The organism is Bradyrhizobium huanghuaihaiense (genome assembly GCF_025200885.1).
Taxonomy (GTDB): domain Bacteria; phylum Pseudomonadota; class Alphaproteobacteria; order Rhizobiales; family Xanthobacteraceae; genus Bradyrhizobium; species Bradyrhizobium huanghuaihaiense.
Map to the genome: position 1 here is coordinate 231780 of NZ_CP104172.1, position 24362 is coordinate 256141.

The following is a 24362-nucleotide window of genomic DNA, read 5'->3' on the forward strand; positions in this document are numbered from 1 at the left end:
GGTTCAAAAACTCTTTCTTGAACTCGGTAAAATTGGACTTACCTCCCGTACGATCACGGCCAATCCAACGTCATGACAGAAAAAAGCGCAGCGCCGATAACCGGCGATTCACCAAACGCACTCGCTTCGGTCGAAGCCGAAATTGCACGCGCCTGCAAGGATGCGCGGCGTGATCGCAGCTCCGTTACGCTGATCGCGGTGTCCAAGACTTTCGACGCCGGTGCAATTACGCCGGTTATCGCCGCCGGACAACGCGTATTCGGCGAGAATCGGGTGCAGGAGGCCAAAGGCAAGTGGCCGGCGTTAACGTCTGTTTACCCCGATATCGCCCTGCACCTGATCGGGCCGCTGCAGTCCAACAAGGCGAAAGAGGCGGTCGCGCTGTTCGACGCCATCCATTCGGTGGACCGTCCGAGCATTTGCCAGGCGTTAGCCAAGGAAATCGAATCCCAGAAAAAGCGCCCCGACCTCTTCGTCCAGATCAATACCGGCGAGGAGCCGCAAAAGGCCGGCATCGCGCCCGGCGAGGCCGATGCCTTCCTCGCAAGCTGCCGCGACACCTATGGGCTGACGATCTCCGGACTGATGTGCATCCCGCCGGTCGATGAGCCGCCGGCCGCGCATTTCGCGCTGACGGCCAAGATCGCGGAGCGCAACGGCTTGAAGAATCTGTCGATGGGCATGAGCGCCGATTTCGCGACCGCGATCATGCTGGGCGCCACCCATGTGCGCGTGGGCAGCGCGATCTTCGGGCACAGGTAGGAGCCGTTAGCGAGGGCGTGCCTGGCGACCGCTCTCGAATACGTCATTGCGAGCGCAGCGAAGCAATCCAGAATCTTTCCGCGGAAGGATTCTGGATTGCTTCGTCGCAAGGGCTCCTCGCAATGACGACGGGGAGAACACTACACAAACCCCACCGACACCTTCCCGAGCACGCCAAAATCCACCGCGAAATGATCACCGGCCTGGATCGGCAGCGGCGGATGGCACGTGCCTGTCGTCACCACCTCCCCTGCCCGCAAGGTAAGGCCGAGCCCGCGCAGCTCGTTGGCGAGCCAGGCGAGCGCTGCGCGGGGATCGCCGAGCACGTTCCTGCCGTGGCCGATATAGCGTTCGCCGCGCAGCGTGATCTGCGGCCGTTCCTCGACGAGATCCATCGCGCGCCAATCCGCAGACGTCGCTGCGCCCAGCACGAACAGATGTGCGCAGGCATTGTCGGCGATGAGCTGTGCTTCGCCCGCGCTGGCGAAATCGACAAAGCGCGAATCCGGAATCTCGATCGCGGGATGGAAGCTGCCGACGGCGGCCAGAACCTCGTCGACCGCATACGGCTGCGCGCGCGGCGGCAGATCGCGCCCCATGCGGAAGGCAAATTCCGGCTCGCCGACGCGCATCGCGTTGCCCTTCATCGACGCGGTGCCGCCATCGGCGATCACGGTGTCGCTCATGATGCGCCCGGCCAGCGGTCCCGTGACATTGATGTGCTTCTGTCCGGATACGCTCGTGGCCGCGATCTTCCAGCCGAATAATTTTCCACGCGACAGCGTTTCTAGTCCGGCCTGAACCGCATAGCCCTCCGTGCGGCTCTGCGGCTGCAAGCGTGTCTCCAGCGCGTCGAGCTTGGTGCCGTCGCGCCAATGCTCAAAGAGGACGCGCGATGCGGCGGCGATCTGATCCTTGTCGAGCATGTGCCCTCACCCGATGATGATTCGTGTCCTTGGTCCCAGCCGCCGCAGCAATTGCAGCATCGCCGCCTTGGTCATCGAGACGCAGCCTGCGGTCGGGCCAAAGTTGTCGCGGGCCAGGTGCAGGAACACGGCGCTGCCGCGGCCGGCGATGCGTGGCCTCGTGTTGTGGTCGATCTCGATGATGAAGTCATAAAGGTGATCGGCCCGCTTGAGCCGGTCGCCGCCCTGCCCCTCGCCCAGCCGGATGCCCTGATTGTAATGACGATCGTTGGGATCCTCGCACCAGGCGTCCTCGCCGGTGATGATCCGCGCCGGCAGGAATGTCTGCGGGCGGCTGTGCCGGTCGCCGCGCCACCACAGGCGTTTGGGGCGGAAGCTACCCCGCGGAGTACCGCCGTCGCCCTCGCGCTTGTTGGCGAGAATGCCGCCCCGCCCCAGCGCCACCGGAATGGTCAGCGGTCCGGCCGTCAGCCAGCCCCGGCGCGGATTGCCGGCAGCAGGCTTAACGCGGATCGCCGACAGCGGTCCGGAGCTTCGATCTCTGGTGTAAGTCACTGAAGCAGCGTTGTTTTTCATGTGAACGTGCAATGTCGAATTCATTACAGGACATTCATCAAGGCGCCCTGCTATTCTGGGTTAGAGTGGTTCTGCCTTGAGAATCGGTAACAGCCCACTACTTCAACACGAACAACAATAATAACGGCGACCCCTAAACTTCCCTCCCGACTGGGTGCAGCATGCATGCGCGCCGAGCCGGCCCCCAAAAGGATGATACCCCATGGCCAATGCCCGCAAGATCCTGATCGTGGATGACGATACCGATCTGCGCGATACGTTGGTGGAGCAATTATCGCTGCACGAAGAATTCGAAGCCTCCGCCGTCGATACCGGCGCCAAGGGCGCGAGCGCCGCAAAGGCCAATTCCCCCGATCTCGTTCTGATGGATGTCGGTCTGCCCGACACCGATGGCCGCGAAGTTGTCCGATCGCTGCGCAAGGGCGGCTTCAAGGCACCGATCATCATGCTGACCGGGCACGACACCGACTCCGATACGATTTTGGGCCTGGAATCCGGCGCCAACGACTATGTCGCAAAACCGTTCCGCTTCGCCGTGCTGCTGGCCCGCATCCGCGCCCAGCTCCGCCAGCACGAAGCCAGCGAGGACGCGGTGTTCTCGGTAGGCCCCTACTCCTTCCGCCCGGGCTCGAAGATGCTGACCGCGGCGAATGCACGCAAGGTCCGCCTCACCGAGAAGGAAACGGCGATCCTCCGCTTCCTCTACCGCGCCGGCCAGATGCCGGTGTCGCGCGAGACCCTGCTCCAGGAGGTCTGGGGCTACAATTCCGGCGTCACCACCCACACGCTGGAAACCCACATCTACCGCCTCCGCCAGAAGATCGAGAAGGACGCCGCCAACCCGGAGATCCTGGTCACGGAAGCCGGTGGCTACAAGCTGGTGCCGTGATACGCTTCAGGGGCGCGCGAATCGTTTTAGATGGCGTGCCTTTGAGCCTCGGACCTGAATGTCAATCGACGACGACGTAGCGCTTCTCGAGCGTGTCCCGACATTGCGCCTGTTGGGAGACGCCTCGTTGCGCATGCTGGCGATCGGTTCCGAGCAGCGTGACTTCGTCCGCGGCGACGTCCTGTTCAATCTCGGCGACGACGCCGATGCCGGCTTCGTGGTCCAGCGCGGCGCCTTCCGGGTCGAGGACGGTGCCGGCGCCGAGATGATCGCCGGTCCCGGCGCGCTGATCGGCGAGCTTGCGCTGGTGGTGCCGATGAAGCGGCCGTCGAGCGCGATCGCGCTGGAGCATTCCTCCGTCATCCGCGTCGCACGCAGCCTGTTCCAGCGCGTGCTCGAAAGCGATCCCGCCGCCGCCGTGCGCCTGCGCGACGAATTCGCGGTGCGCTCCAGCCAGATCGCCAGCGATATCCTGATGGCGGGCGCGAAGCTGACGAGCTGAGCTTGTCGTAGCCCGGATGGAGTTTCGTAGCCCGGATGGAGCGAAGCGTAATCCGGGAATCTCGCCTGCCGGAAGGACCGTCCCGGATTGCGCTGCGCTCCGTCCGGGCTACGGGAGGTCACACCTCCAGCGTCACCGTAACAGGCACATGGTCCGACGGCCGCTCCCAGCTTCGCGCATCGCGCAGAATCTTGAAATCGCTGACCGCATCCTTCAGCGCGCGCGAGACCCAGATGTGGTCGAGCCGGCGGCCGCGGTCGCCGACGGTCCAGTCGGCGGAGCGGTAGCTCCACCACGTATAGACCTTCTCCGACATCGGAATGCGCTCGCGCGCGACGTCGACCCATTCGCCGGCGGAGAGCGCGGCCTTCAGCTTCTCGGTTTCGACAGGCGTGTGCGAGACCACTTTCAGAAGCTGCTTGTGCGACCAGACGTCGTTCTCGTGCGGGGCGACGTTGAGATCGCCGACCAGGACGTGGCGATCCTCACCGCGCGGGTGCAGCGGCTCGCATGCCTTCATCTCGTCGAGGAAGCGGAGCTTGTGATCGAATTTCTCGTTCAGCGCGGGATCGGGAATGTCGCCGCCCGCGGGCACGTAGAAATTATGCAGCACCAGCGGCTTTGCGATGCCGGCCTTCTCGCCGAACGACACCGAGATATGCCGCGAATCCACCTTGTCGCAGAAGGTGCGGATGTCCTTCGACTCGAACGGGATCTTCGAGACGATGGCGACGCCGTGATAGCCCTTCTGCCCGTTCAGCGCGACGTGTTCATAGCCGAGCCGCTTGAAGCGCTTCAGCGGAAAGGCGTCGTCGATGCACTTGGTCTCCTGCAGGCACAGCACCTCCGGCCGCGCGCTCTTGAGGAATTTCGCGACCAGGTCGATGCGCAGCCGCACCGAATTGATGTTCCAGGTTGTCAGGGAAAGACGCATGGGGAATGCGTCTTAGCAAGCTCTCGTAGGGTGGGCAAAGGCGCAAAGCGCCGTGCCCACCGTCTTTTCGGGTGCGAGATGTGAGGATCTGGGCGTGCTCTCGTAGGGTGGGCAAAGCGAAGCGTGCCCACGTGCCGACCGCGACGGGGAAAGGTGGTGGGCACGGCGCAAGTGCGCCTTTGCCCACCCTACGGCAGCGGAGCGCTTATCCCGGCGACGGGCCGTAGTTCGTGAAATCGATCTTGAACATGCTGGGATCGAGCTTCTTGCTCGTATCCAGATTATAGACCGCGAAGGTGGTGTCGTAGCCTTGCGGATCGGTGACGGTCCACTGCTTGAGCTGGCCGTCCTTGGCGCCGAGCATCAGCAGCAGGCGGCTGGTGCCGACCAGCGCCTGCTTCTCCTCGATGGTGACGCTGATGAAGAGATCGTCGGCAGTGACACTTATGACGTTGGTGTCCTTCATCAGGTCGATGCGGTCGGACAAGAGGAAGCGCAGCGGCGTCTGCGACAGCGGATAGACGTCCTGCGTCGCGAGCTTGCGGTCGCGCACCACCAGCGACGATCCATCGGCGACGATGTCGATCGGGCTCGGCGCGTCATATTCGACGCGCATCTTGCCGGGCTTCTGGATGTAGAAATCGCCCTGCGTCTTGCTGCCGTCGGGGCCGACCTGGACGAAATTCCCCACCAGCGTCTGCAGCGAGGACAGATAGGCGCTGACCTTGGCGGCCTGCGCCTTCTGGTTGGCATCGAAGGTCTGGAAGATGCTGCTCGGCACGTTGCGGCGCGGATCCGGGATGATCGGATTCGGCGGCGCCTGCGTCGCGCCGGTGATCGCTGGCCCGCCGGCAGACGCCCCGCCATCGCGGCCCTTCGGCGCGGGCTTCGGCACGGGGACGTTCTGCGCGAACGTTGCGGTGGTCACCATCGCGGCGGTGACGAGAAGCACGCCGGCCATGCGCGCGCTTCGCGCGGCGATGGCGGCAGCGAATCGAATGTCCGGATGTCTGATCAACGGGTCGTCCTGTGTGGCTGGGCGCCCTTTTACCGTGATTTCGGGCAAAAGCAGATATCGATTCTGCGTGAAATTATGTTTAGGGGCCTCCCGCCTCACATATGGCTGTCTTCTTCCTCGACCAGAATCTCGCGCTTGCCGGCGTGGTTGGCGGGACCGACGATGCCCTCCAGTTCCATGCGCTCCATCAGCGATGCGGCGCGGTTATAGCCGATTTGCAGGCGGCGCTGGATGTAGCTGGTCGAGGCCTTGCGGTCGCGTTTGACGATCGCAACGGCCTGCGCGAACAGGTCGCCGCCGCCATCGGCGCCCATGCCGGTGGCGTCGAACACCGCGCCGTCCTCGTCCTCGGTCGGCTCTTCGGCCGTAACCGCTTCGAGGTATTCCGGCTGGCCCTGCGTCTTGAGGTGACGCACCACCTTCTCGACTTCCTCGTCGGAAGCAAACGGGCCGTGCACGCGGCTGATGCGGCCGCCGCCGGCCATGTAGAGCATGTCGCCCTGGCCGAGCAGCTGCTCGGCGCCCATCTCGCCCAGAATGGTGCGGCTATCGATCTTGGACGTGACCTGGAAGGCGATGCGGGTCGGGAAGTTGGCCTTGATGGTGCCGGTGATGACGTCGACCGACGGACGCTGCGTCGCCAGGATCACGTGCAGGCCGGCGGCGCGCGCCATCTGCGCCAGGCGCTGCACCGCGCCTTCGATGTCCTTGCCGGCGACCATCATCAGGTCGGCCATTTCGTCGACGATGATGACGATGTAAGGCAACGGGTCGAGCGAGAGCTTCTCTTCCTCGTAGATCGCCTTGCCGGTCTCCTTGTCGAAGCCGGTGTGCACCGTGCGCGTCGGCTCCTCGCCCTTGGCCTTCAGTTCGAGCAGGCGCGTGTTGTAGCCGTCGATGTTGCGCACACCGAGCTTGGCCATGTTCTTGTAGCGCTCTTCCATCTCGCGCACGGCCCATTTCAGCGCGACCACCGCCTTCTTGGGGTCGGTCACGACGGGCGTGAGCAGATGGGGAATGCCGTCATAGACGGAGAGTTCGAGCATCTTCGGATCGACCATGATCAGGCGGCACTGATCGGGGCGCAGCCGGTAGACCAGGCTGAGGATCATGGTGTTGATCGCGACCGACTTGCCGGAGCCGGTGGTGCCGGCGATCAGCATGTGCGGCGTGCGCGCGAGGTCGATGATGACGGGGTCGCCGCCGATGGTCTTGCCGAGGCAGAGTGGCAGTTTCGCAACCGTGTCGGTGGCTTCCTTTGCGATCAGCAGTTCGCGCAAATAGACCTTTTCGCGATGGGCGTTCGGCAGTTCGATGCCGATGGCATTGCGGCCGGGCACGACAGCGACGCGCGCCGACAGCGCGCTCATCGAACGAGCGATGTCGTCGGCAAGGCCGATCACGCGCGATGATTTGATGCCGGGCGCCGGCTCCAGCTCGTACAGCGTGACCACGGGACCCGGATTGGCCTTCACGATCTCGCCGCGCACGCCGAAATCCTGCAGCACGCCTTCGAGCGAGCGCGAATTGGCTTCCAGCTCGGCCTTGCTGAGCGGTTGGCGATCGCCCGCCTTTGGCGCGGCCAGCACGGACACGGATGGAAGCTCGAACTTGTCGGAGGATTTCTTGGAAGCCGCCTTCGGCGCGGCCTTCTTGCGCGGCGCGCGCGCGGCGGGCTCCTCCTCTTCCTCCTCCTCGTCTTCCGCTTCTTCCTCGTGCTCGTCCTCGTAATCTTCGTCCTTGGCCTGCGGCGAGATCGACGGCGCGGCGCGGCCACCGCCGAGATTCGGCTCCTGGCGGCTGAAGCTGGCGGCCTTGGTCTTGGGTCCGCTCGAGACCAGCGAGCGATAAGCCGCGCCAAGCAGCCAGATCAGCCGCGCTTTCGTGCTCATCAGCGCATGGAACAGCCAACCCAGCGACACCGAGCCGCGATCGCTCTCCTCGTCCTCGTCGAGCGGCTTGTCGTCATCATCGATCTCGGCGAGCTCTTCGTCGTGCTCGCGTGCGCCGAGACCGCAGGCGATCAGGAAGGTCGCGGCCATCGCGGCGAACAGGATCGTGCCGAGGATCATGCGATAGATCGTGCCGGGCGGTCCGAAGATCACCGCGGGCGCGCGCACCAGGGCATCGCCGACCACGCCGCCGAGCCCGGTCGGCAGCGGCCAGGCGCCGCCATGCGGCCAGCAGCTGACGAAGCCTGCTGCGATCACGGTGCAGAGAATCCAGGAGCCGAGCCGCAGCGCCTCGCGGTCGAACGGGCGATGCGTCATCATCCGCCAGCCCCAGACCGCGACGGTCAGGACCAGCATGATCGCGCCGAGCCCGAGGATCTGCATCGCGAGGTCGGCGCCGATGGCGCCGGCATAGCCGAGGATGTTGCGGATCGGCCGCGAGGTCGCGTGGCTGAGACTGGGATCCTGCACCGACCAGGTCATCAGCGCCGCCGAGGCGACGCCCGACAGCGCGATCAGGCCGAGGCCGCTGAGCTCGCGCATGCGCCGCGCCAGCCCCTCGCGGATCGAGGGTGGCAGATGGCCGACCAGTGGAATGACACGTTCGATTGCCGACATGCTCACGGGCCCCGCCTAACCCAGAGTCTCGACCAGACGGTGCAGCGCCTGCGCCGTCGTTTCGCCATCCTGCACCAGCGCGAGGCGGATGTAGCCTGCGCCGGGATTGAATCCGTCAGGCTGCTGTCGCGCCAGAAAGCTGCCGGGCACCACGCGCACGCCTGCTTCCTTGAACAGCTTGAGCGTCACCGACACGTCGTCGCCGATCTCGGAGGTGTTGAGCCAGACGCAAAAGCCGCCATCGGGCCGGCGGTAGCTGTAACGATTGCCGATGATCTGGTCGGCGAGATCGAACTTGATCCGGTACAGCCTGCGGTTCTCCTCGACATGCGCCTCGTCGCCATAGGCGACGGTCGCGACATGCTGGAGCGGCACCGGCACCTGAGGCGCTGCGATGTTGCGCAGCTCGAGGAACATGCCGATGAGCTTCTTGTCGCCGGCGGCGAAGCCGACGCGCAGGCCCGGCAGGTTGGAGCGCTTCGACAGCGACTGGAACGCGACCACGCGGGTGAAATCGGGGCCGGCGCATTCCAGCGCGCTGCCCGGGGCCTCGCGGGTGTAGATCTCCGAATAGCACTCGTCGCTGAGGATCACGAAGCCGTAGCGATCGGCGAGCTGCTTCAAGCGCTTGAAATAGTCGGGCTTGGCGACCGAGCCCTGCGGATTGGCGGGCGAGGCCAGGTAGAACGCCACCGTGCGCGCCAGCGTCGCCTCGTCGATGGCGTCGAGATCGGGCAGGAAGCCGTTCTCGACCGTGGTCGGCAGATGGATCGGCTCGCAGGCGGCCGCGAGGGCGCCTGCGCCATAGACCGGATAGAACGGGTTCGGCATCAGGATCGCGGGCTTGCCCGGACGCGGGCCGACATAGCGGGCGGCTGCGATCGCGGCGAGGAACAGCCCCTCGCGACTGCCATTGAGGACGAGAATCTCGCTCTTGGGGTCGAGCTGCCGTGGCAGGTTGAAGCGCGACGACAGCCAGGCGCCCGCAGCGTTCCGGAACGGCTCGGTGCCCTGGTTCATCGGGTAGCGGCCGAAATCGGCGATGTGCTTGGCCAGGACCGGGCCGACGAAGTCGGGCACGGGATGCTGGGGCTCGCCGACCGCAAGCGAAATCAAGGGCTTGCCAGGCTGATGCGGGGCCAAAAGCTCGTTCAGCCGGACGAAGGGCGAGCGTGCGGAATCGGAGCCATTACCGCCCTGCGGCGCACGGGATGAAGCGGTCAGAGCCATTCTGGGCGCCAGTACTCTTGGAACAGCCGGTCGCACCAAGGCGCCGGCGGGAAGCGGTTCAGTTCACCATAGATAGGGCGAGGTTAAGACGCGATTAACCATCGGCCGCCGCCGCCGTCCAGAGCGGGAAAAATGGGGCCGGATAACAACGGGATGCATGGGCTACTGGGCCGGGCTGGTTCCTCCCCCTCTCCCGCTTGCGGGAGAGGTCGCGCCAAAGGCGCGGGTGAGGGTTCTCGCCGCTTAGGGACTGTCCCGATAGCGCACCATTTTAGGCTTAACGCCCCGGCAGCTTCTCGAATGTCTTCATGCCCGCGGGGATCGCGTGGAACTCCTGCATGTCGCAGGTGTAGATCGCCATCTGCGGCTGGAATTGCTTGGGCTCGTCCAGCGTGCCGACCTTCAGGATCGCGGCGGGCAGGCCCGGCACCTTGGTCACCAGATGCGTGCCGCATTCGGCGCAGAATTCGCGCGTCACGGCGCGCTCGAGGTCCTTGCGCGTGAACTGCTTGGGCTGTCCGGTGATGTAGGAGAAGCCGGCTGCCGGCATCGCGATGAAGGTGTTGGGCGCGCCGCCCGAGATGTACTGGCACTCGCGGCAGTGACACTGGGCCTGCATCATCGGGTCGCCCTCGGCGACATAGCGCACTTCGCCGCAATAGCATCCGCCTTCCAAACGCATGACGACCTCCCGTTTTATTTTCGTTGTGGTTGGTATTTCTGCGCCGGCAATCTGGAATGGCAATCTTTTTCTTCGGCACCCGGTCAAAAAGAAAATCTGCAAAAAGAAAGGGGCTCCAACTTCCGCTGGAGCCCCTCAACGGTCGGGGCATTGCCGGGTATGTGCCCAAACCGTAGTTGTGGACGCGGTCCCCGAGGAGACCGCGCCCGGGAGGAGAGGTTACATGTTGTAGGCGCGCTCGGTGTGCTCGGTGATGTCGAGGCCTTCACGCTCGCTCTCGACATTGGCGCGGAGGCCAACGATCACATCGACGACCTTGTAGAGGATCGCCGAACCGACGCCCGACCACACCAGCGTGGTGCCGACGGCCTTGAGCTGGGAGATCATCTGCGCCGCGAAGTCGTAGTCGGCAACCTTCGGCGGGATCGCGGTGTAGTCGATGATGCCGGCGCCGCCGAGGGCGGGGTTGACGAGAATGCCGGTGCCGATGGCGCCGACGATGCCGCCGATGCAGTGCACGCCGAACACGTCGAGGCTGTCATCGTAGCCGATCGCGTTCTTCACGACGGTGCAGAAGAACAGGCAGACCACACCGACCACGAGGCCGAGGACGATCGCACCCATGACACCGGAGAAGCCGGCGGCAGGCGTGACGGCCACGAGACCCGCGACAGCGCCGGAGATGACGCCGAGCACCGACGGATGCCCCTTCACGATCCACTCCGCGAACATCCACGACAGCGCGGCGGCTGCGGTGGCGACGAAGGAGTTGGTCATGGCGAGGGCAGCGCCGCCATTGGCTTCGAGGTTGGAGCCGGCGTTGAAGCCGAACCAGCCGACCCAGAGCAGCGAGGCGCCGATCATCGACATGGTCAGCGAGTGCGGAGCCATCAGCTCCTTGCCGTAACCGACGCGCTTGCCGATCAGGAGAGCGCCGACGAGGCCTGCGATGCCGGCGTTGATGTGCACCACGGTGCCGCCTGCGAAGTCGATCGCGCCCGCCTTGAAGATCCAGCCGGCGTCGGCGTTGATCTCGTCGAGCTTGGCCTGCGCCGCGGTCTTCGCAGCCGCATCACCCGCCGCAGCCAGAGCCTTGGCAGCGTCCTGGATCGCGTCCGGGCCCGGCCAGTACCAGACCATGTGCGCGATCGGGAAGTAGATCAGCGTGACCCAGAGCGGGATGAAGAGAGCGATCGCCGAGAACTTCATGCGCTCGGCGAAGGCACCGACGATGAGGGCGGGCGTGATCGCCGCGAAGGTCATCTGGAAGCACATGTAGATGAGCTCCGAGATGTTGGCATCGACCGAGAAGGTCGCGGCCTTCGAGTCGGTGGTGACGCCCATCATGAAGGCCTTGGAGAAGCCGCCGATGAAGTCGGAACCGCCGGTGAAGGCGAGGCTGTAGCCGTACACGGCCCAGATCACGGTGACGACGCAGACGGTGTAGAACACCTGCATCAGAACGGAGAGCATGTTCTTGGAGCGGACGAGGCCGCCGTAGAACAGCGCGAGGCCGGGAATGGTCATCAACAGCACGAGCACTGTCGATGTCAGCATCCAGGCGTTGTCTCCCTTGTTGACCGTTGGCTCGGCGTAGGCTGCGGTCGCAGCGAACAGGCTGACTGCAAGAGCCGCCAATCCCGCGCCATAGGGACGCTTGAACGTCATATTGTTTACTCCTGATTGGATAAGGTTGAGCGCGAAATCAGAGGGCCGCGGCATCGGCCTCGCCGGTGCGGATGCGAACCGCATGGTCGAGATTGATGACGAAGATCTTGCCGTCGCCGATCTGTCCGGTTTTCGCAGCGGACGTGATGGCGTCGATGGTCTTGTCGACCTGGTCGGAGGCGACAGCGACCTCGATCTTGATCTTGGGCAGGAAGCTCACGGCATATTCGGCGCCGCGATAGATTTCCGTATGGCCCTTCTGGCGGCCATACCCCTTGACTTCCGTCACCGTGAGACCGTGAACGCCGATGGCGGTCAGGGCGTCACGGACTTCTTCCAGCTTGAATGGCTTGATAATCGCCATAACAATTTTCATGGGTCCTATCCCCGCTTGGGCCCGGTCCGGACGTGGCCGGGCGTTTCTCGACTGGTTCGCCACGAGGGAGAAGTTCACTACGCGGGCACAGCCAGGACCCCTAGAATCAAATGCCGTGCCAGATCGGGCGCATTGCCTAACGGACTATGAAAACGGGTATTTTTGCCCCCGACGCGTATTGCGGTGCAGTGCGCTATTACGTCGCGCTCAAAACGTGGTCATATCTGATCAAAAAGCAGGCACGACAGGCTGCCGACACAATTGCTGCTCACGTGTCGGGCAGCAAGAAGGTATTTAATTACAGAAGAGGCCTGATAAGGGGCCCCACCGCCCTACGAGATATCGAACCGGCCCTCGGCGTGCTCACGGGATGCGCGCAACCGGCCTGGACCGTCAGGCGGCCTCGCGCTGCGCAAAGACCCGGTCGATCAATCCCCATTCGACCCCTTGCTGCGCGGTCATGAAGTGGTCGCGGTCCAGGGTACGTTCCACCTCCGCCTCGGTGCGCCCGCAATGCTGCGCGTAGAGCCGGGTGATGCGCCGCTTGGTCTCCTGCATTTCGTTGGCATGGATCAGGATGTCGGACGCCTGGCCCTGGAAGCCGCCGAGCGGCTGATGCACGTGAAGGCTCGCATTGGGGAGCGCGGCGCGGTGACCTGGCTCGCCGGCCATCAGCAGGAACGAGCCCATCGAGCGCGCGGTGCCCATGCACAGCGTATGAACCGGCGCCTTGATGAACTGCATGGTGTCGTACATGGCGAGACCAGAGGTGACCACGCCGCCATAGGAGTTGATGTAGAGGTTGATCGGCCTGTTCGGATTCTCCGCCTCCAGGAACAGCAATTGCGCGCAGACGAGACCCGACATCGCATCATTGACCTCGCCGTTGAGGAAGATGATGCGTTCGCGCAGGAGCCGCGAATAGATGTCGAAGGATCGCTCGCCGCGGGCGGATTGTTCGACAACCATAGGGACGAGCTGAAGCATGTCGCGCATTGGCGACCTCCATGTTTGCAGGTGATGAAGTCTTGCTGGTGTTAGGCGGCGACGCGCATCAAGCAGCAATTGCTGTTGGCCGGCTGCGGCAGCTTCGCATCATCGTCGCAGGCTTGCTGGATGATGCGAAAGCGCGTGCCGCCTGACACGTTCGGCTCGATCCGGAAGATCACGTGGCTTTCGCGAAACGGCGGTTCGGAATCGCGAAGCCGGTAGCGCACCTCTTCGCCCGCGATCGACGATTCCGGCTCGGCCCCGGCAAGGTCGCAATCCGGTAGCCAGCGTTCGCGCAGCGCCGGAATCGTGACGGCGCGCCAGACCTTTGCCGGCGGCGCGTCGAATTCATATTCGAGCACCAGTTCTGCGTCGGAGGGATCAGGTTTCGCTGCGTCGCTCATTGGTCCAGATCCTTATTGATCCATGTCCTTGAGGAGATCGGCGAGTGCTTCCATGCGCTTCGGCCAATAGGCGCGGTAACGCGCAAGCCATGCCCCGATGGCCACGATTCCGTCCGGGTCGACTTCGTAATTCACAAAGCGGCCCTGCCGCTGTTCGCGCACGAGGCCTGCCGCGCGCAGCACCGAAAGATGCTGCGACATCGCCGGCTGGCTGATCTCCAAACCGTCGCGCAAAGCGCTGGCATTCAGGCTTCCGCCAGCGAGCTTCTCAAAGACTTTTCGGCGCGTCGGGTCGGCCAGTGCCTTGAAGATGTCGGCTTCGATCATGTCAACACATAAGCATGTACTTATGTGTCGCGCAAGCCTCGATTACTGAAGGGCTTCGCCGTGCTGCGAAATATCCAGTCCCTCGAGCTCGTGCTCACGGGATACGCGCAAGGGCACGAACAGGCCGACCAGCTTGAGCAGCACAAAACTCACACCCGCGGCCCAGACGAAGGTGACGGCGACCCCGTAGAGCTGGATCAGGAGCTGCTGCGGATGGCCCTCGAGCAGGCCGGCGGTGCCGCCGATCGCGCTGGTCGCGAACACGCCGGCGAGCAGGGTCCCGGTCAGGCCGCCGATGCCGTGGACGCCGAACACGTCGAGGGAGTCGTCGTAGTTGAAGCGGTGCTTCAGCCAGGTGCAGGCCCAGTAGCAGACCGCTCCCGCGATCACCCCGATGACGATGCCGTGCCAGGGCGCCACGAATCCGGAGGCCGGCGTGATGGTGCCAAGACCCGCGACCGCGCCGGAGATCATGCCGAGCACGGAGGGCTTGCGCCGGGTCGACCATTCGATCGCGCCCCAGGTCAGCGCACCGGAACAGGCTGCCAGATGTGTCGCGATGATCGCCATCACCGCGCGCGAATTGGCTGCGCCCGCCGAGCCACCGTTGAAGCCGAACCAGCCGACCCACAATAGGCCGGTGCCCATCACCGCGAGCGAGAGATCGAACGGCGAGAGATTTTCTGTGCCGTAGCCGTGACGGCGTCCCATCACCTTGGCGGCGACGAGGCCGGCGGTGCCGGCCGACAGATGCACCACGAGGCCGCCGGCGAAATCCATCACGCCCATGCTGGCGAGGAAGCCGCCGCCCCAGACCCAATGCGCCAGCGGAATGTAGACGAAGATGAACCAGGCGACGGAGAACAACAGATAAGCGGAGAACCGCATGCGGTCGGCGACGGAGCCCGCGACCAGCGCCACCGTGATGATCGCAAACGTCATCTGGTACAGCATGAACAATGCTTCCGGGATCGTCTTCGCCGCCGGGTTGACGCTGTCGAGCGTCATGCCGGCGAGGAACCAGCGGTCGAGCGTGCCGATCCACGGCCCGTCGCCGACGAAGCAGAGCGAATAGCCGAACGCGACCCAGAGGATGGAGATCATCGTCACCGCAGCAAGGCTCTGCGCCATGGTGGCGAGCACGTTCTTCTTGCGCACCATGCCGGAATAGAACAGCGCCAGACCCGGGATCGTCATCATCAGCACCAGCGCGGTGGCGACGATCATCCAGGCGGTGTCGGCGGTGTTGATCTCGGAGGCGGCGGCGTGCGCCGGCGTGGCCATGACCAACGCAAATCCGATCGGCGCAGCCAAACCGGCTGCACGGTGCAACAATCCCGCCATGTTGTTTCCCCCAGCATAGAAATAACGTCGCACGCTGTGGCGTCGTTGCCCGGTGCGATCGAAGAAAGAGTCAGTCGCAACTACGTTACAAGCACTCCGCCCTCATCCTCAGGAGCGCGCTCGCGCGCGTCTCGAAGGATGGCCGCAGGCGAGATCTGGGCCTTCATGGTTCGAGACGCGCGTTCCGCGCTCCTCACCATGAGGGTCTCGTACCGTAGTCAAAGTCAGAGCGCGTCGCTGTCGGTCTCGCCGGTGCGGATGCGCAGCGCGTGGTCGATCGGCGTGACGAAGATCTTGCCGTCGCCAATCTGGCCGGTGCGGGCCGTCGCGGTGATCACGGCCACCGCCTTGTCGGCGACGTCGGAGGCGACCGCGATCTCGATGCGCAGCTTCGGCAGGAAGTTCACGACATACTCGGCGCCGCGATAGATCTCGGTATGGCCCTTCTGGCGGCCATAGCCCTTCACCTCGGTCACGGTCATGCCGTGGACGCCGATCGCCGTCAGGGCCTGGCGGACCTCATCGAGCTTGAAGGGTTTGATGATCGCGACGACGAGTTTCATGGTCAGGCCTATTCCCCGGGATGCGCCGCGCCGTATGTCCCCGGCGCCGCGTCAATCTGGCATCTTTTCGGGCAAATGGCATAAAAATGTTGCAGATTGAAGCGGAAAAACGTTTGGCCAAGGGCGGTCATGTGAATGGCCGCCTCTGTACAGGGCAGCCGTTCATCCTTCACAATGCATTTTTGGCATGGATGCGGTGAACCGAAGCGTCCCGGCCGGTACATAAGTATGTTCGAGGGGGACGCTTCATGGCGAGTTGGTTCTATGCATCCGAGGGCAAGCAGCAGGGGCCCTTTCCGGAAGGACAATTCCGCGATCTGATCGCCCAGGGCGTCGTCCGCCCGGACACGCTGGTGTGGACCGAGGGCATGGCCGGCTGGCAGAAGGCCGTCGAAATTCCCGGCCTGGTCGGCGGCGGCGGACCTCCGATGGTTCCGGCCGGCGGCCCGCCGATGATGGGCGGCGGTGGCTATGGCGGCGGCGGCGGCGGAGGATCGCTGGCCGTCGATTTCGGCATCCTCGAGTTCACTTGGCGCACGCTCGTGCTCGTGATCGGATCGTGCTTCGTGATCCCGGTGCCGTGGCTGTTCGTCTGGTACACGAAATGGATCGTGCCCTGCCTGAAGGTCCCCGGTCGACCCAATCTCAGCTTCACCGGCAGCGCGATGACGCTGGTGCCCTGGTTCTTCGGCTTCATCGTTCTGGCGATCGCGCTCGGCTTCGTCGGCAGCCAGTTGCTCAGCAATTTGCTGTTCATCGTCCAGATCGTGCTCTACTGGCTCCTGATCAAATGGATGGTCGCGAACCTGGCTTCCAACGGGCAGCCGCTCGGTCTCAGCTTCACCGGTTCGGTCTGGGCGTATATCGGCTGGAATCTGCTGTTTGCGATCTCCATCATCACCATCATCGGCTGGGCCTGGGTTGCCGCGGCCCAGATGCGCTGGTTCTGCCGCAGCATCGAGGGCACGCGGCGCGAGATCGTCTTCAAGGGCAGCGGACTCGACATCCTCTGGCGCGGCATCGTGGCTGCGATCCTGTGCAGCCTGATCATCCCGATTCCGTGGGTGTATCGCTGGATCATGAACTGGTTCGCGTCGCAGACCGAGCTTGCTCCGCGAGGCGCGCGCTAGCGGTCAGCTCCTCCGCTCGCGCACAGAGCCTTCCTGCGCGACGGAGGCGACCAGCGTTCCGTCGGGCTTGAAGATCGAGCCGCGGGTCAGGCCGCGGCCTGATTGCGCGCTCGGCGAATCCTGCGCGTAGAGCAGCCATTCGTCGGCGCGGAACGGGCGGTGAAACCACATCGCGTGGTCGAGGCTCGCCGGCATCATGCGCTTGTCGAACAGCGTGCGGCCGTAGCGCGCCATGATCGCATCCAGCAGCGAGAAGTCCGAGGCATAGGCGAGTGCGCACATGTGCAGCGCCGGATCGTCAGGCAGCTTTGCCGCGGTCCTGATCCAGACGTGGATGCGGCCGTCGTCGATCTTCTGGCCGAAATAGCGGCCGAGCTCGACCGGGCGCAGCTCGATCGGGCGGTCGGATTCGTAGTAGCGGCGGATGAACTCCGGCATCTCGCGGAACATCGGTTGCTTCGCCACTTCCTCCGCCGTGAGCTTTTCCGGCGGCGGCACGTCGGGCATCTTGTCCTGATGATCGAACGCGGTCTCCTCGTCGGCGTGGAACGACACCATGATCGAGAAGATCGCGTTGCCGTGCTGGATCGCGGTGACGCGCCGCGTCGAATAGCTCTTGCCGTCGCGCAGGCGCTCGACCTGGTAGATGATCGGGATCTGCGGATCGCCCGGCAGGATGAAATAGCAATGCAGCGAATGCGGCAGGCGGCCCTCGACCGTGCGGCAGGCCGCAACCATCGCCTGCCCGATCACCTGGCCGCCGAACACCCGTTGCCAGCTCGTCTTCGGGCTGTTGCCGCGGAACAGGTTCACCTCGAGCTGTTCGAGATCGAGGATCGAGATCAGGTCGATCAGGCTTTTGGACATGATGGTGCTTTCAGATGTCTCGTCATTCCGGGGCATCGCGACAGCGATGAACCCGGAATCCCGAGCCGACAACCTCTGGATTCCGGGTTCGCGCATTTGCGCGCCCCGGAATGACACAATGGGGGGCCGTTCCGCCCTTGTTTCACCGCACTGTTTCGCCCAGCTCAAGTCTGCTAGCAAGACCGAGAATTGACCGGGAAGCTTGGTATGTCGGTACAGGGAAGCATTGTCATTGGCGGCGGCGCGTTTGCCGGCCTGGCGCTGGCGCTGGCGTTGCGCCAGGGGCTCGGGCCAGAGATCCCCGTGATCGTCGCCGATCCCGCGCTCAGCACGCGGCCGAGCCGGGACCCGCGCGCCACCGCGATCGTCGCCGCCTGCCGCCGCCTGTTCGAGGCGATCGGCGCCTGGGACGACGTCAGGGGCGAGGCGCAGCCGATCCTCGACATGGTCGTCACCGATTCCAAGCTGGAGGACGCCACGCGTCCCGCGTTCCTGAATTTCGCCGGCGACGTCGCGCCGGGCGAGCCCTTTGCCCACATGGTCGAGAACCGCCGCCTGATCGATGCGCTGGTGGTGCGTGCCGAGGCCGAGGGCATCGATCTTCGCGCCACCACGGTGTCGTCTTACGACGCGCGCGCCGAGGGCATCGACGTGACGCTCGGTGACGGCAGCACGATCGCGGCGAGCCTCCTGGTCGCCGCCGACGGCGCGAGGTCGAAGCTGCGCGAGCGTGCCGGCATCGCCACCCATGGCTGGGAGTATGACCAGTCCGGCATCGTCGTCACCGTCGGCCACGAGCGCGATCACGAAGGCCGCGCCGAGGAGCACTTCCTGCCCGCGGGCCCCTTCGCGATCCTGCCGCTCACCGGAAAACGCTCATCGCTGGTATGGACCGAGCGCCGGGCTGAGGCCGCGCGCATCATTGCGCTCAGTGACGAGGACTTTCACAGCGAGCTCGAGCAGCGCTTCGGCCTTCATCTCGGCGAGGTGAAGGCGCTCGACAAGCCGCGCGCGTTTCCGCTGTCCTATTTCGTCGCGCGCTCCTTCATCGGCGAGCGCCTCGCGCTGGTCGGCGATGCCGCGCATGTCATCCACCCCATCGCGGGCCAGGGCCTCAACATGGGGCTGAAGGATGTTGCCGCGCTGGCCGAGGTCGTCGTCGACGCCGCGCGGCTCGGCATGGATCTCGGCGGCGCCGACGTGCTCGAGCGCTACCAGCGCTGGCGCCGCTTCGACACAATGGCGATGGGCGTTGCCACCAACTCGCTGAACTTCCTGTTCTCCAACCAGTCGACCTTGCTGCGCACGGTGCGCGACATCGGCCTCGGCCTCGTCGACCGCGCCCCGCCGCTGAAGAACCTCTTCATCCGCCAGGCCGCCGGCCTCACCGGCGAGGTGCCGCGGCTGTTGAAGGGCGAGGCGTTGTAAGCGGCGCTGGCGCTACATGCCCCGCCGTCGTCCCGGCCTAGTTGTGGAGCCTCAATCGATCTTGCGCGCCTCTTCCGGCAGCATGATCGGGATGCCGTCGCGGATCGGATAGGCGAGCTTGGCGCTGCGCGAGATCAGCTCCTGCTTTGCAGAATCGAACTCCAGCGGGCCCTTGGTCAGCGGGCAGACCAGAATCTCCAGCAGCTTGGGATCGACACTGGCTTCGGGGCGTTCGGTAGGCGCGTTCATCATTGTCTCCGGCGGTCGGTTGCCTCTAGCACAGAAATCCGCCCCCGCCCATCGCGTCGGTCACGCGGAGACCATTTGCAGAAGCTCGTCCAGCAGGGCCTCGAGCCGCGCCGCCGGCACCGGCGCCCCGGACAGGGCAAAGCCGAGAAACGTCCAATAGAGGATCTGCGCGCGGGCCTGCGCCGCCATCGGCGCAAGCCCGCGCATCACCAGCAGCTGCTCGATATAGTCGAGCCTGCGGCGGTCGATCGCGCGCACCGCTCCTTGCGCGCCCGCATCGAACGCCGCCCAGTTGCGCACCGCGCGCTCGAGGTCGAGCCGCGCGCCGAACGACCGGCGCAGCAGCGCCTTCAGCGGCTCGTCGCCGGCCGCCTCGACGTCGGCGATGATCTGTTCCGCAGCGATTTCGCGCCAGCGCTTCAGCACAGCAGCGTGGAACGCGCCGAGATCGGCAAAATGCCAATAGAAGCTGCCGCGCGAAACCCCCATGGCCCTGGCGAGGGGGTCGGCCTTCAACGCGGTGAAGCCGTTTCTGGCGAGCGTCTTCAGGCCCTGGCTGGTCCAATCGTCGGCGGAGAGCTGTTCGGTCATATCAGTTCCCGGGATCAGGCCATACACTAGTGTATTGACAGGTCGCGGGCCAGCGCTTATCTCACCATACACAGATGTATGGACGAAGCTTCGGGAGCCCTGACGATGCGTGATCTCTTGCTCCAGTGCGCCGGCGTGCTGACCGTCGTCGTGGCCCTGATCCACGGCTACCTCGGCGAGGCCAAGGTGTTCGTCCGCGCCCGCATCGAGCCGGAACGGCTGCGCACGCTGATCCGCCTGGTCTGGCAGGCCTCGACCGTCGCCTGGATCGGCGGTGGCGTGCTCCTCATCGCGACGCCCTGGATGGGCTCGGAGCCGGCGCGCCACTGGATCGTCGCCACCATGGCCTCTGTGTTCGGCTTCTCCGCTTGCGCCAACGCATGGGCGACGCGCGGCCGGCACTTCGGCTGGATGATGCTCAGTGCGGTCGTCGTGCTGGCGGTTGCGGGCTACTAGCTGCGCGTGAGGCGTAAGGCCGCAGAGGCGCGCTGCGCACGGAGAGCACTCAGCTTTTGGCGGATGTTAGAACTTATCTAAAGCGATCCATGCCCGAACCCGATTGACTTCACCTCCTCCTTTGCTTCCTTCGGTCCCGCTCGCGGCTCCGCGCAGCGCCCACGACAGAGGAGGAGAAGTTCGTGAAGGTCATTCGTGTTGTTGCCATTGCACTGACGGTCGGGATTGGCGCGGGATCGACCGCCATGGCCGACGGTTTCAAGGACTGCACCAAGCTCGACAAGGCGTCGTGGAAGCCGGCCAGCGAAGCTGAAGCCAAGGCCAAGGCGCTGGGCTACGAAGTGCGTCGCTCCAAGATCGAAGGTTCGTGCTACGAGGTGTACGGCGTCAAGGAAGGCAAGCTCTACGAGCTGTTCTACAGCCCGGAAGATCTCAGCCTGAAGCACACGATTGCCAAGTAAGGCTGCCAAGTAAGGCTGCAAGCAAGGCTGCAAGTAAACTTGCCAGTTGAGCTGCGCGAGATCGTCCGCGCAGAGTTAGGCTCAAGGGTGGTCCCAGCTTGATCGAGGAAGCGGTGCCAGAAGCGCGCGGGGCGTCCGACAGGACCCCCGCGGATCGAACCGCTTCGCGGACGGTCGCAGTCTGGGATCTGCCGCTGCGCCTCTGGCACTGGGCTTTCGCGGCCAGCATCATGGCCGCGTGGTTCACGCCCACCGTCTATGACCGGCTTCATCGCATCGTCGGCTACACGGTGCTTGGGCTTCTCGCCTTCCGTCTGGTCTGGGGTTTTTGGGGCAGTCGCTACTCCCGCTTCCGCATGGTCGGCGTCCGCTTGCGTGCCGCGCCGCGCTATCTCTGGAATCTGCGCCGCGGCATCACCGGCCGCTATATCGGACTCAATCCCGCCGGCACGTTGATGCTGGTGGCGCTGCTGCTGGCGGTCGCCGTCTCGGCAATCACGGGCGCGATGTCGGTGACCGTGACCTTCTTCGGCCTCTGGTGGGTCGAGGACACCCACCACTATTCATCGGACGCGGTCATTGTGCTGGTCGTGCTGCACGTGCTCGGCGTGCTGCTGATGGGACTGCTTCAGCGCGAGAACCTGATCCGCGCGATGATCACCGGCCGCAAGCGCATCCGGCATCATCCCTAAGGGAACCGGTTGAGTTCCCAAGCAACTGCAGGCCCACTCAATCGCGTAGTTTCACGGGGCGGAACCATCGTAACCCGCACAACTACGCCCAACTGGCGTCATTTGCCGGCAAGCATTTACCTCGCGATAGGCATGCAACTGGGCATTGCAGAAAATTAACGCGGAGAAAGTCTGATCGGCTCAATCCTCGATAGTATTGACGAGGGAGCGATATTGAATGTTCCGCGTTTTTTCCTGTCTTACGGCCGAGCACGATTGGCGGCTCGTTGTGCTCGCAGGCCTCGTCTGCTTCGTCGCAAGCATCGTCGCGGCCAGCATCTTTCATCGAGCGATCGCGACGCGCTCGCGAACGCGGTGGATCTGGATCGCGATCGCCGGCGCAGCCATCGGATACGGAATCTGGGCGACGCATTTCGTCGCGATGCTCGCTTATGAACCCGGCGTCACGACTGGCTACGGCCTCGTGCTGACCGCGTTTTCGCTCGCTGCGGCTATGCTTTTGACCTCGGTCGGCTTCGGCGTTGCGGTCGGCGCGTCCGCTCGCTGGGGCGCGATGGCAGGGGGGATCATCATCGGCGGCGGCATTGCCAGCATGCACTATCTGGGAATGTGGGCCCTTGAAGTGCCTGGCCGGGTCTCCTGGTCAGTAGACCTCGTCTTCGTCTCGATCATTTTCGGCATGTGTCTCGGCTACGCCGCGCTGTCAGTTGCCCTCACCTACCAGGGCTATCGAGGCACCCTGGCAGCGGCCGTCCTGCTCACACTCGCCATCGTGTCGCATCACTTCACGGCCATGGGTGCCGTGCAGATCACGCCGGATCCCACCCTCGCGACGGATACGCTTTCGCTGTCTCCGGCGTTCCTCGCGCTTGCCATCGCCGGTGTGGCGCTTTCCGTGCTGGGGATGAGCCTGATCGGCGTGCTGGCCGATCGTCGCCTGGCAAGCCGAACCGCCAGGTTCGAGGAGATCATCAGCCAGCTTTCGGTCGCCCGGCAGCAGCTCGAAGATTCGCAGCAGGAGCTACAGGGACAGACGCTCAGGCTGGACACGGCGATCAATCACATGGTCGAGGGCCTTTGCATGTTCGACGCCGAAAAGCGGCTCGTCGTCTGCAACGAGCGTTATGCCCGGCTCTATCAGTTGCCGCCGGAACTGCTGAGGACCGGGACATCGCATGCCGACATCATCAGGCATCGTATCGCGAAGGGCATTCTCAAGGGCGATTCCAGCGAAGGCGCTGCCGAGCAGTTCATCTCGAAACTGGCAGCCCTGCCGTTCGATGCCGTTTCGAGCAGGATCGACGAGTTTGCGGATGGCCGGCTGATCTGCGTGACACGGCAGCCAATGGCCGGCGGCGGATGGGTGGCCACGCATCTCGATGTGACCGAGCAACGCCGGTCCGAGGCCAAGATCACCCATATGGCGCAACACGACGCGCTGACCGATCTGCCAAATCGCGTGCTGCTCAGGGAACGGATGGAGCATGCGATTGCGGTGACGCGCAATGGCGGCCTCGATCTGGCCGTGCTCATGCTCGACCTCGATCGCTTCAAGGAAGTCAACGACACGCTTGGACATCCGGCGGGCGATGCCCTGCTGCGCGCCGTCGCTGCGCGTCTGCGCGAATGCGTCACGGAAACCGCGTTGATCGCCCGGCTGGGCGGCGACGAGTTCGCGGTGATCGATTACGTGACCAACCCGGCCGTGGAGGCCGCCGCCCTGGCCGAGAACATCAGAAAGGCGCTCTGCGAACCCTTCGATCTCGGCGATCACCGGGTCACGGTGGGCACCAGCATCGGCATTGCCATCGCGCCGCGCGATGGCAACGATTCGGACGTGATCCTGAAGAGCGCGGATCTCGCCCTCTACTCGGCCAAGAGCGGCGGACGTGGTGCATTCCGCTTCTTCGAGCCGGAGCTCGACGAGCTCATGCATGCGCGACGCAATTTGGAGCGCGACATGCGGGCTGCGCTCGCGGGGCGTCAATTCGAGCTTCACTATCAGCCGTTCGTCGGCGCGGCGACCGGAAAGACCTATGGCTTCGAGGCCTTGCTGCGCTGGCATCACCCGCAGCGAGGCATGGTCCTGCCGGGCGAATTCATCCCGCTTGCGGAGGAGACCGGCTTGATCGTGCCGCTGGGAGAATGGGTCTTGAGGACCGCCTGCGCGGAAGCCGCCACATGGCCTGCACATGTCAGGATCGCGATCAACCTGTCTCCCGCTCAATTCAGGAGCAAGGAGCTCGTTCCGGTCATTGTCGGCGCGCTGGCGAGTTCAGGACTTGCGCCGCACAGGCTCGAGCTCGAGGTCACCGAGACGGTGATCATGCATGACAGCGAAGCCGTCTTTGCTGTGCTCGCCGAGCTGCGCGAGCTCGGCGTGCGAATTGCCCTGGACGATTTCGGCACCGGCTATTCATCGCTGAGCTTCCTGCAGAGATTCCCGTTCGACAAGGTCAAGATCGACCGCAGCTTCGTCAACGAACTCTCCAGCCCGCGGGCCGAGGCGCGCCATCTGGCGCGAGCGGTGGTTCGTTTCGCGGTCAGCCTCGGCAAGACGACGACCGCCGAAGGCGTCGAAACCAAGGAGCAGCTCGACATCCTGCGCGAAGAAGGATGCGGCGAAACGCAAGGCTATTATTTCAGCCGGCCGATGCCTGCCTCCGACATCGCCAGGATGCTGCGGCGAGGTTCCGGAGCAGCCATCCGCGCGGCGTGAGCCGTCAG

Annotated in this window: 26 protein-coding genes; 9 read left to right on the forward strand and 17 right to left on the reverse strand. The window is 64.5% G+C overall.

The genetic code is table 11. From position 1 onward, the window contains the following. Positions 1-72 precede the first annotated feature (72 nt). The gene (locus tag N2603_RS01070) at positions 73-762 is read left to right on the forward strand and encodes a YggS family pyridoxal phosphate-dependent enzyme (protein ID WP_018646012.1); all 690 of its coding nucleotides are present in this window, start codon (positions 73-75) and stop codon (positions 760-762) included. Positions 763-902: 140 nt separating this feature from the next. On the opposite strand, the gene N2603_RS01075 is transcribed toward N2603_RS01070, so the two are convergent. Both N2603_RS01075 and N2603_RS01080 read right to left on the reverse strand, forming a co-directional pair. Next, positions 903-1688, reverse strand: a complete 786-nt coding sequence (locus tag N2603_RS01075) for a 2-keto-4-pentenoate hydratase (protein ID WP_260387369.1) — start codon at positions 1686-1688, stop codon at positions 903-905. Between the two features lie 6 nt (positions 1689-1694). Further along, positions 1695-2264, reverse strand: a complete 570-nt coding sequence (locus tag N2603_RS01080; RefSeq protein ID WP_260387370.1) for a L,D-transpeptidase family protein — start codon at positions 2262-2264, stop codon at positions 1695-1697. A gap of 202 nt (positions 2265-2466) precedes the next feature. Here N2603_RS01080 and N2603_RS01085 point away from each other — a divergent pair, with 202 nt between their 5' ends. Next, positions 2467-3153 (forward strand): response regulator transcription factor, encoded by a 687-nt coding sequence (locus tag N2603_RS01085; RefSeq protein WP_008142830.1) that lies wholly within the window; start codon positions 2467-2469, stop codon positions 3151-3153. Between the two features lie 58 nt (positions 3154-3211). Continuing rightward, a complete protein-coding gene (locus N2603_RS01090; protein ID WP_018646009.1) occupies positions 3212-3655 on the forward strand; it encodes a cyclic nucleotide-binding domain-containing protein in 444 nt (147 codons plus the stop codon). Between the two features lie 118 nt (positions 3656-3773). Here the strand turns inward: N2603_RS01090 and xth are convergent, their stop codons facing one another. From xth to N2603_RS01150, 12 genes are all read right to left on the reverse strand, one after another. Next, on the reverse strand, positions 3774-4589 hold the full coding sequence (xth, locus tag N2603_RS01095; RefSeq protein ID WP_260387371.1) for an exodeoxyribonuclease III: 816 nt from the start codon (positions 4587-4589) through the stop codon (positions 3774-3776). A gap of 205 nt (positions 4590-4794) precedes the next feature. Beyond that, on the reverse strand, positions 4795-5550 hold the full coding sequence (locus tag N2603_RS01100) for an outer membrane lipoprotein carrier protein LolA (RefSeq protein WP_260387372.1): 756 nt from the start codon (positions 5548-5550) through the stop codon (positions 4795-4797). 152 nt (positions 5551-5702) lie between these two features. After that, entirely contained in the window at positions 5703-8183 is a 2481-nt protein-coding gene (locus N2603_RS01105; protein ID WP_260387373.1) for a DNA translocase FtsK, read from the reverse strand. A gap of 9 nt (positions 8184-8192) precedes the next feature. After that, positions 8193-9407: an aminotransferase class I/II-fold pyridoxal phosphate-dependent enzyme gene (locus tag N2603_RS01110; protein ID WP_260387374.1), complete on the reverse strand. Its 1215-nt coding sequence runs from the start codon at positions 9405-9407 to the stop codon at positions 8193-8195. 277 nt (positions 9408-9684) lie between these two features. After that, complete coding sequence (locus tag N2603_RS01115; protein ID WP_020608033.1) at positions 9685-10089, reverse strand: GFA family protein; 405 nt, start codon at positions 10087-10089, stop codon at positions 9685-9687. A gap of 219 nt (positions 10090-10308) precedes the next feature. After that, positions 10309-11757: an ammonium transporter gene (locus N2603_RS01120; RefSeq protein ID WP_260387375.1), complete on the reverse strand. Its 1449-nt coding sequence runs from the start codon at positions 11755-11757 to the stop codon at positions 10309-10311. 37 nt (positions 11758-11794) lie between these two features. Then, the gene (locus tag N2603_RS01125; RefSeq protein ID WP_008142813.1) at positions 11795-12133 is read right to left on the reverse strand and encodes a P-II family nitrogen regulator; all 339 of its coding nucleotides are present in this window, start codon (positions 12131-12133) and stop codon (positions 11795-11797) included. Positions 12134-12526: 393 nt separating this feature from the next. Then, positions 12527-13129: an ATP-dependent Clp protease proteolytic subunit gene (locus tag N2603_RS01130; RefSeq protein ID WP_018646002.1), complete on the reverse strand. Its 603-nt coding sequence runs from the start codon at positions 13127-13129 to the stop codon at positions 12527-12529. Positions 13130-13170: 41 nt separating this feature from the next. Next, a complete protein-coding gene (locus N2603_RS01135) occupies positions 13171-13527 on the reverse strand; it encodes an SRPBCC family protein (RefSeq protein ID WP_260387376.1) in 357 nt (118 codons plus the stop codon). A 12-nt stretch (positions 13528-13539) separates the two neighbouring features. Next, entirely contained in the window at positions 13540-13854 is a 315-nt protein-coding gene (locus tag N2603_RS01140) for an ArsR/SmtB family transcription factor (RefSeq protein WP_018646000.1), read from the reverse strand. A 42-nt stretch (positions 13855-13896) separates the two neighbouring features. Further along, positions 13897-15198: an ammonium transporter gene (locus N2603_RS01145; RefSeq protein WP_260387377.1), complete on the reverse strand. Its 1302-nt coding sequence runs from the start codon at positions 15196-15198 to the stop codon at positions 13897-13899. A gap of 224 nt (positions 15199-15422) precedes the next feature. Next, positions 15423-15761: a P-II family nitrogen regulator gene (locus N2603_RS01150; RefSeq protein ID WP_008142802.1), complete on the reverse strand. Its 339-nt coding sequence runs from the start codon at positions 15759-15761 to the stop codon at positions 15423-15425. 248 nt (positions 15762-16009) lie between these two features. Here N2603_RS01150 and N2603_RS01155 point away from each other — a divergent pair, with 248 nt between their 5' ends. After that, positions 16010-16891: a DUF4339 domain-containing protein gene (locus N2603_RS01155; protein WP_260387378.1), complete on the forward strand. Its 882-nt coding sequence runs from the start codon at positions 16010-16012 to the stop codon at positions 16889-16891. A gap of 3 nt (positions 16892-16894) precedes the next feature. Here N2603_RS01155 and tesB read toward each other — a convergent pair whose 3' ends face one another. Next, a complete protein-coding gene (gene tesB, locus N2603_RS01160; protein ID WP_260387379.1) occupies positions 16895-17758 on the reverse strand; it encodes an acyl-CoA thioesterase II in 864 nt (287 codons plus the stop codon). Positions 17759-17965: 207 nt separating this feature from the next. On the opposite strand from tesB, the gene N2603_RS01165 reads away from it, so the two are divergent. Beyond that, the gene (locus tag N2603_RS01165; protein WP_260387380.1) at positions 17966-19186 is read left to right on the forward strand and encodes a ubiquinone biosynthesis hydroxylase; all 1221 of its coding nucleotides are present in this window, start codon (positions 17966-17968) and stop codon (positions 19184-19186) included. Positions 19187-19237: 51 nt separating this feature from the next. Here the strand turns inward: N2603_RS01165 and N2603_RS01170 are convergent, their stop codons facing one another. Continuing rightward, the gene (locus N2603_RS01170; protein WP_007598651.1) at positions 19238-19435 is read right to left on the reverse strand and encodes a Trm112 family protein; all 198 of its coding nucleotides are present in this window, start codon (positions 19433-19435) and stop codon (positions 19238-19240) included. Between the two features lie 60 nt (positions 19436-19495). Continuing rightward, on the reverse strand, positions 19496-20026 hold the full coding sequence (locus N2603_RS01175; protein WP_018648267.1) for a TetR/AcrR family transcriptional regulator: 531 nt from the start codon (positions 20024-20026) through the stop codon (positions 19496-19498). A 105-nt stretch (positions 20027-20131) separates the two neighbouring features. Between N2603_RS01175 and N2603_RS01180 the strand changes: the two genes are divergently transcribed. From N2603_RS01180 to N2603_RS01195, 4 genes are all read left to right on the forward strand, one after another. Beyond that, entirely contained in the window at positions 20132-20482 is a 351-nt protein-coding gene (locus N2603_RS01180; protein WP_026312864.1) for a hypothetical protein, read from the forward strand. A gap of 182 nt (positions 20483-20664) precedes the next feature. After that, on the forward strand, positions 20665-20943 hold the full coding sequence (locus N2603_RS01185; RefSeq protein ID WP_018648269.1) for a PepSY domain-containing protein: 279 nt from the start codon (positions 20665-20667) through the stop codon (positions 20941-20943). 98 nt (positions 20944-21041) lie between these two features. Further along, a complete protein-coding gene (locus N2603_RS01190) occupies positions 21042-21635 on the forward strand; it encodes a cytochrome b/b6 domain-containing protein (protein WP_018648270.1) in 594 nt (197 codons plus the stop codon). Between the two features lie 217 nt (positions 21636-21852). Continuing rightward, the gene (locus N2603_RS01195) at positions 21853-24354 is read left to right on the forward strand and encodes an EAL domain-containing protein (protein ID WP_018648271.1); all 2502 of its coding nucleotides are present in this window, start codon (positions 21853-21855) and stop codon (positions 24352-24354) included. Positions 24355-24362 lie beyond the last annotated feature (8 nt).

What these genes read in the sequence shown, in the direction of transcription:
- N2603_RS01070 (WP_018646012.1), top strand. Translation starts at nt 73, where the DNA reads ATGACAGAAAAAAGCGCAGCGCCGATAACCGGCGATTCACCAAACGCA.
- N2603_RS01075 (WP_260387369.1), bottom strand. Translation starts at nt 1,688, where the DNA reads ATGCTCGACAAGGATCAGATCGCCGCCGCATCGCGCGTCCTCTTTGAG.
- N2603_RS01080 (WP_260387370.1), bottom strand. Translation starts at nt 2,264, where the DNA reads ATGAAAAACAACGCTGCTTCAGTGACTTACACCAGAGATCGAAGCTCC.
- N2603_RS01085 (WP_008142830.1), top strand. Translation starts at nt 2,467, where the DNA reads ATGGCCAATGCCCGCAAGATCCTGATCGTGGATGACGATACCGATCTG.
- N2603_RS01090 (WP_018646009.1), top strand. Translation starts at nt 3,212, where the DNA reads ATGTCAATCGACGACGACGTAGCGCTTCTCGAGCGTGTCCCGACATTG.
- xth (WP_260387371.1), bottom strand. Translation starts at nt 4,589, where the DNA reads ATGCGTCTTTCCCTGACAACCTGGAACATCAATTCGGTGCGGCTGCGC.
- N2603_RS01100 (WP_260387372.1), bottom strand. Translation starts at nt 5,550, where the DNA reads ATGGCCGGCGTGCTTCTCGTCACCGCCGCGATGGTGACCACCGCAACG.
- N2603_RS01110 (WP_260387374.1), bottom strand. Translation starts at nt 9,407, where the DNA reads ATGGCTCTGACCGCTTCATCCCGTGCGCCGCAGGGCGGTAATGGCTCC.
- N2603_RS01115 (WP_020608033.1), bottom strand. Translation starts at nt 10,089, where the DNA reads ATGCGTTTGGAAGGCGGATGCTATTGCGGCGAAGTGCGCTATGTCGCC.
- N2603_RS01120 (WP_260387375.1), bottom strand. Translation starts at nt 11,757, where the DNA reads ATGACGTTCAAGCGTCCCTATGGCGCGGGATTGGCGGCTCTTGCAGTC.
- N2603_RS01125 (WP_008142813.1), bottom strand. Translation starts at nt 12,133, where the DNA reads ATGAAAATTGTTATGGCGATTATCAAGCCATTCAAGCTGGAAGAAGTC.
- N2603_RS01130 (WP_018646002.1), bottom strand. Translation starts at nt 13,129, where the DNA reads ATGCGCGACATGCTTCAGCTCGTCCCTATGGTTGTCGAACAATCCGCC.
- N2603_RS01135 (WP_260387376.1), bottom strand. Translation starts at nt 13,527, where the DNA reads ATGAGCGACGCAGCGAAACCTGATCCCTCCGACGCAGAACTGGTGCTC.
- N2603_RS01140 (WP_018646000.1), bottom strand. Translation starts at nt 13,854, where the DNA reads ATGATCGAAGCCGACATCTTCAAGGCACTGGCCGACCCGACGCGCCGA.
- N2603_RS01145 (WP_260387377.1), bottom strand. Translation starts at nt 15,198, where the DNA reads ATGGCGGGATTGTTGCACCGTGCAGCCGGTTTGGCTGCGCCGATCGGA.
- N2603_RS01150 (WP_008142802.1), bottom strand. Translation starts at nt 15,761, where the DNA reads ATGAAACTCGTCGTCGCGATCATCAAACCCTTCAAGCTCGATGAGGTC.
- N2603_RS01155 (WP_260387378.1), top strand. Translation starts at nt 16,010, where the DNA reads ATGGCGAGTTGGTTCTATGCATCCGAGGGCAAGCAGCAGGGGCCCTTT.
- tesB (WP_260387379.1), bottom strand. Translation starts at nt 17,758, where the DNA reads ATGTCCAAAAGCCTGATCGACCTGATCTCGATCCTCGATCTCGAACAG.
- N2603_RS01165 (WP_260387380.1), top strand. Translation starts at nt 17,966, where the DNA reads ATGTCGGTACAGGGAAGCATTGTCATTGGCGGCGGCGCGTTTGCCGGC.
- N2603_RS01170 (WP_007598651.1), bottom strand. Translation starts at nt 19,435, where the DNA reads ATGAACGCGCCTACCGAACGCCCCGAAGCCAGTGTCGATCCCAAGCTG.
- N2603_RS01175 (WP_018648267.1), bottom strand. Translation starts at nt 20,026, where the DNA reads ATGACCGAACAGCTCTCCGCCGACGATTGGACCAGCCAGGGCCTGAAG.
- N2603_RS01180 (WP_026312864.1), top strand. Translation starts at nt 20,132, where the DNA reads ATGCGTGATCTCTTGCTCCAGTGCGCCGGCGTGCTGACCGTCGTCGTG.
- N2603_RS01195 (WP_018648271.1), top strand. Translation starts at nt 21,853, where the DNA reads ATGTTCCGCGTTTTTTCCTGTCTTACGGCCGAGCACGATTGGCGGCTC.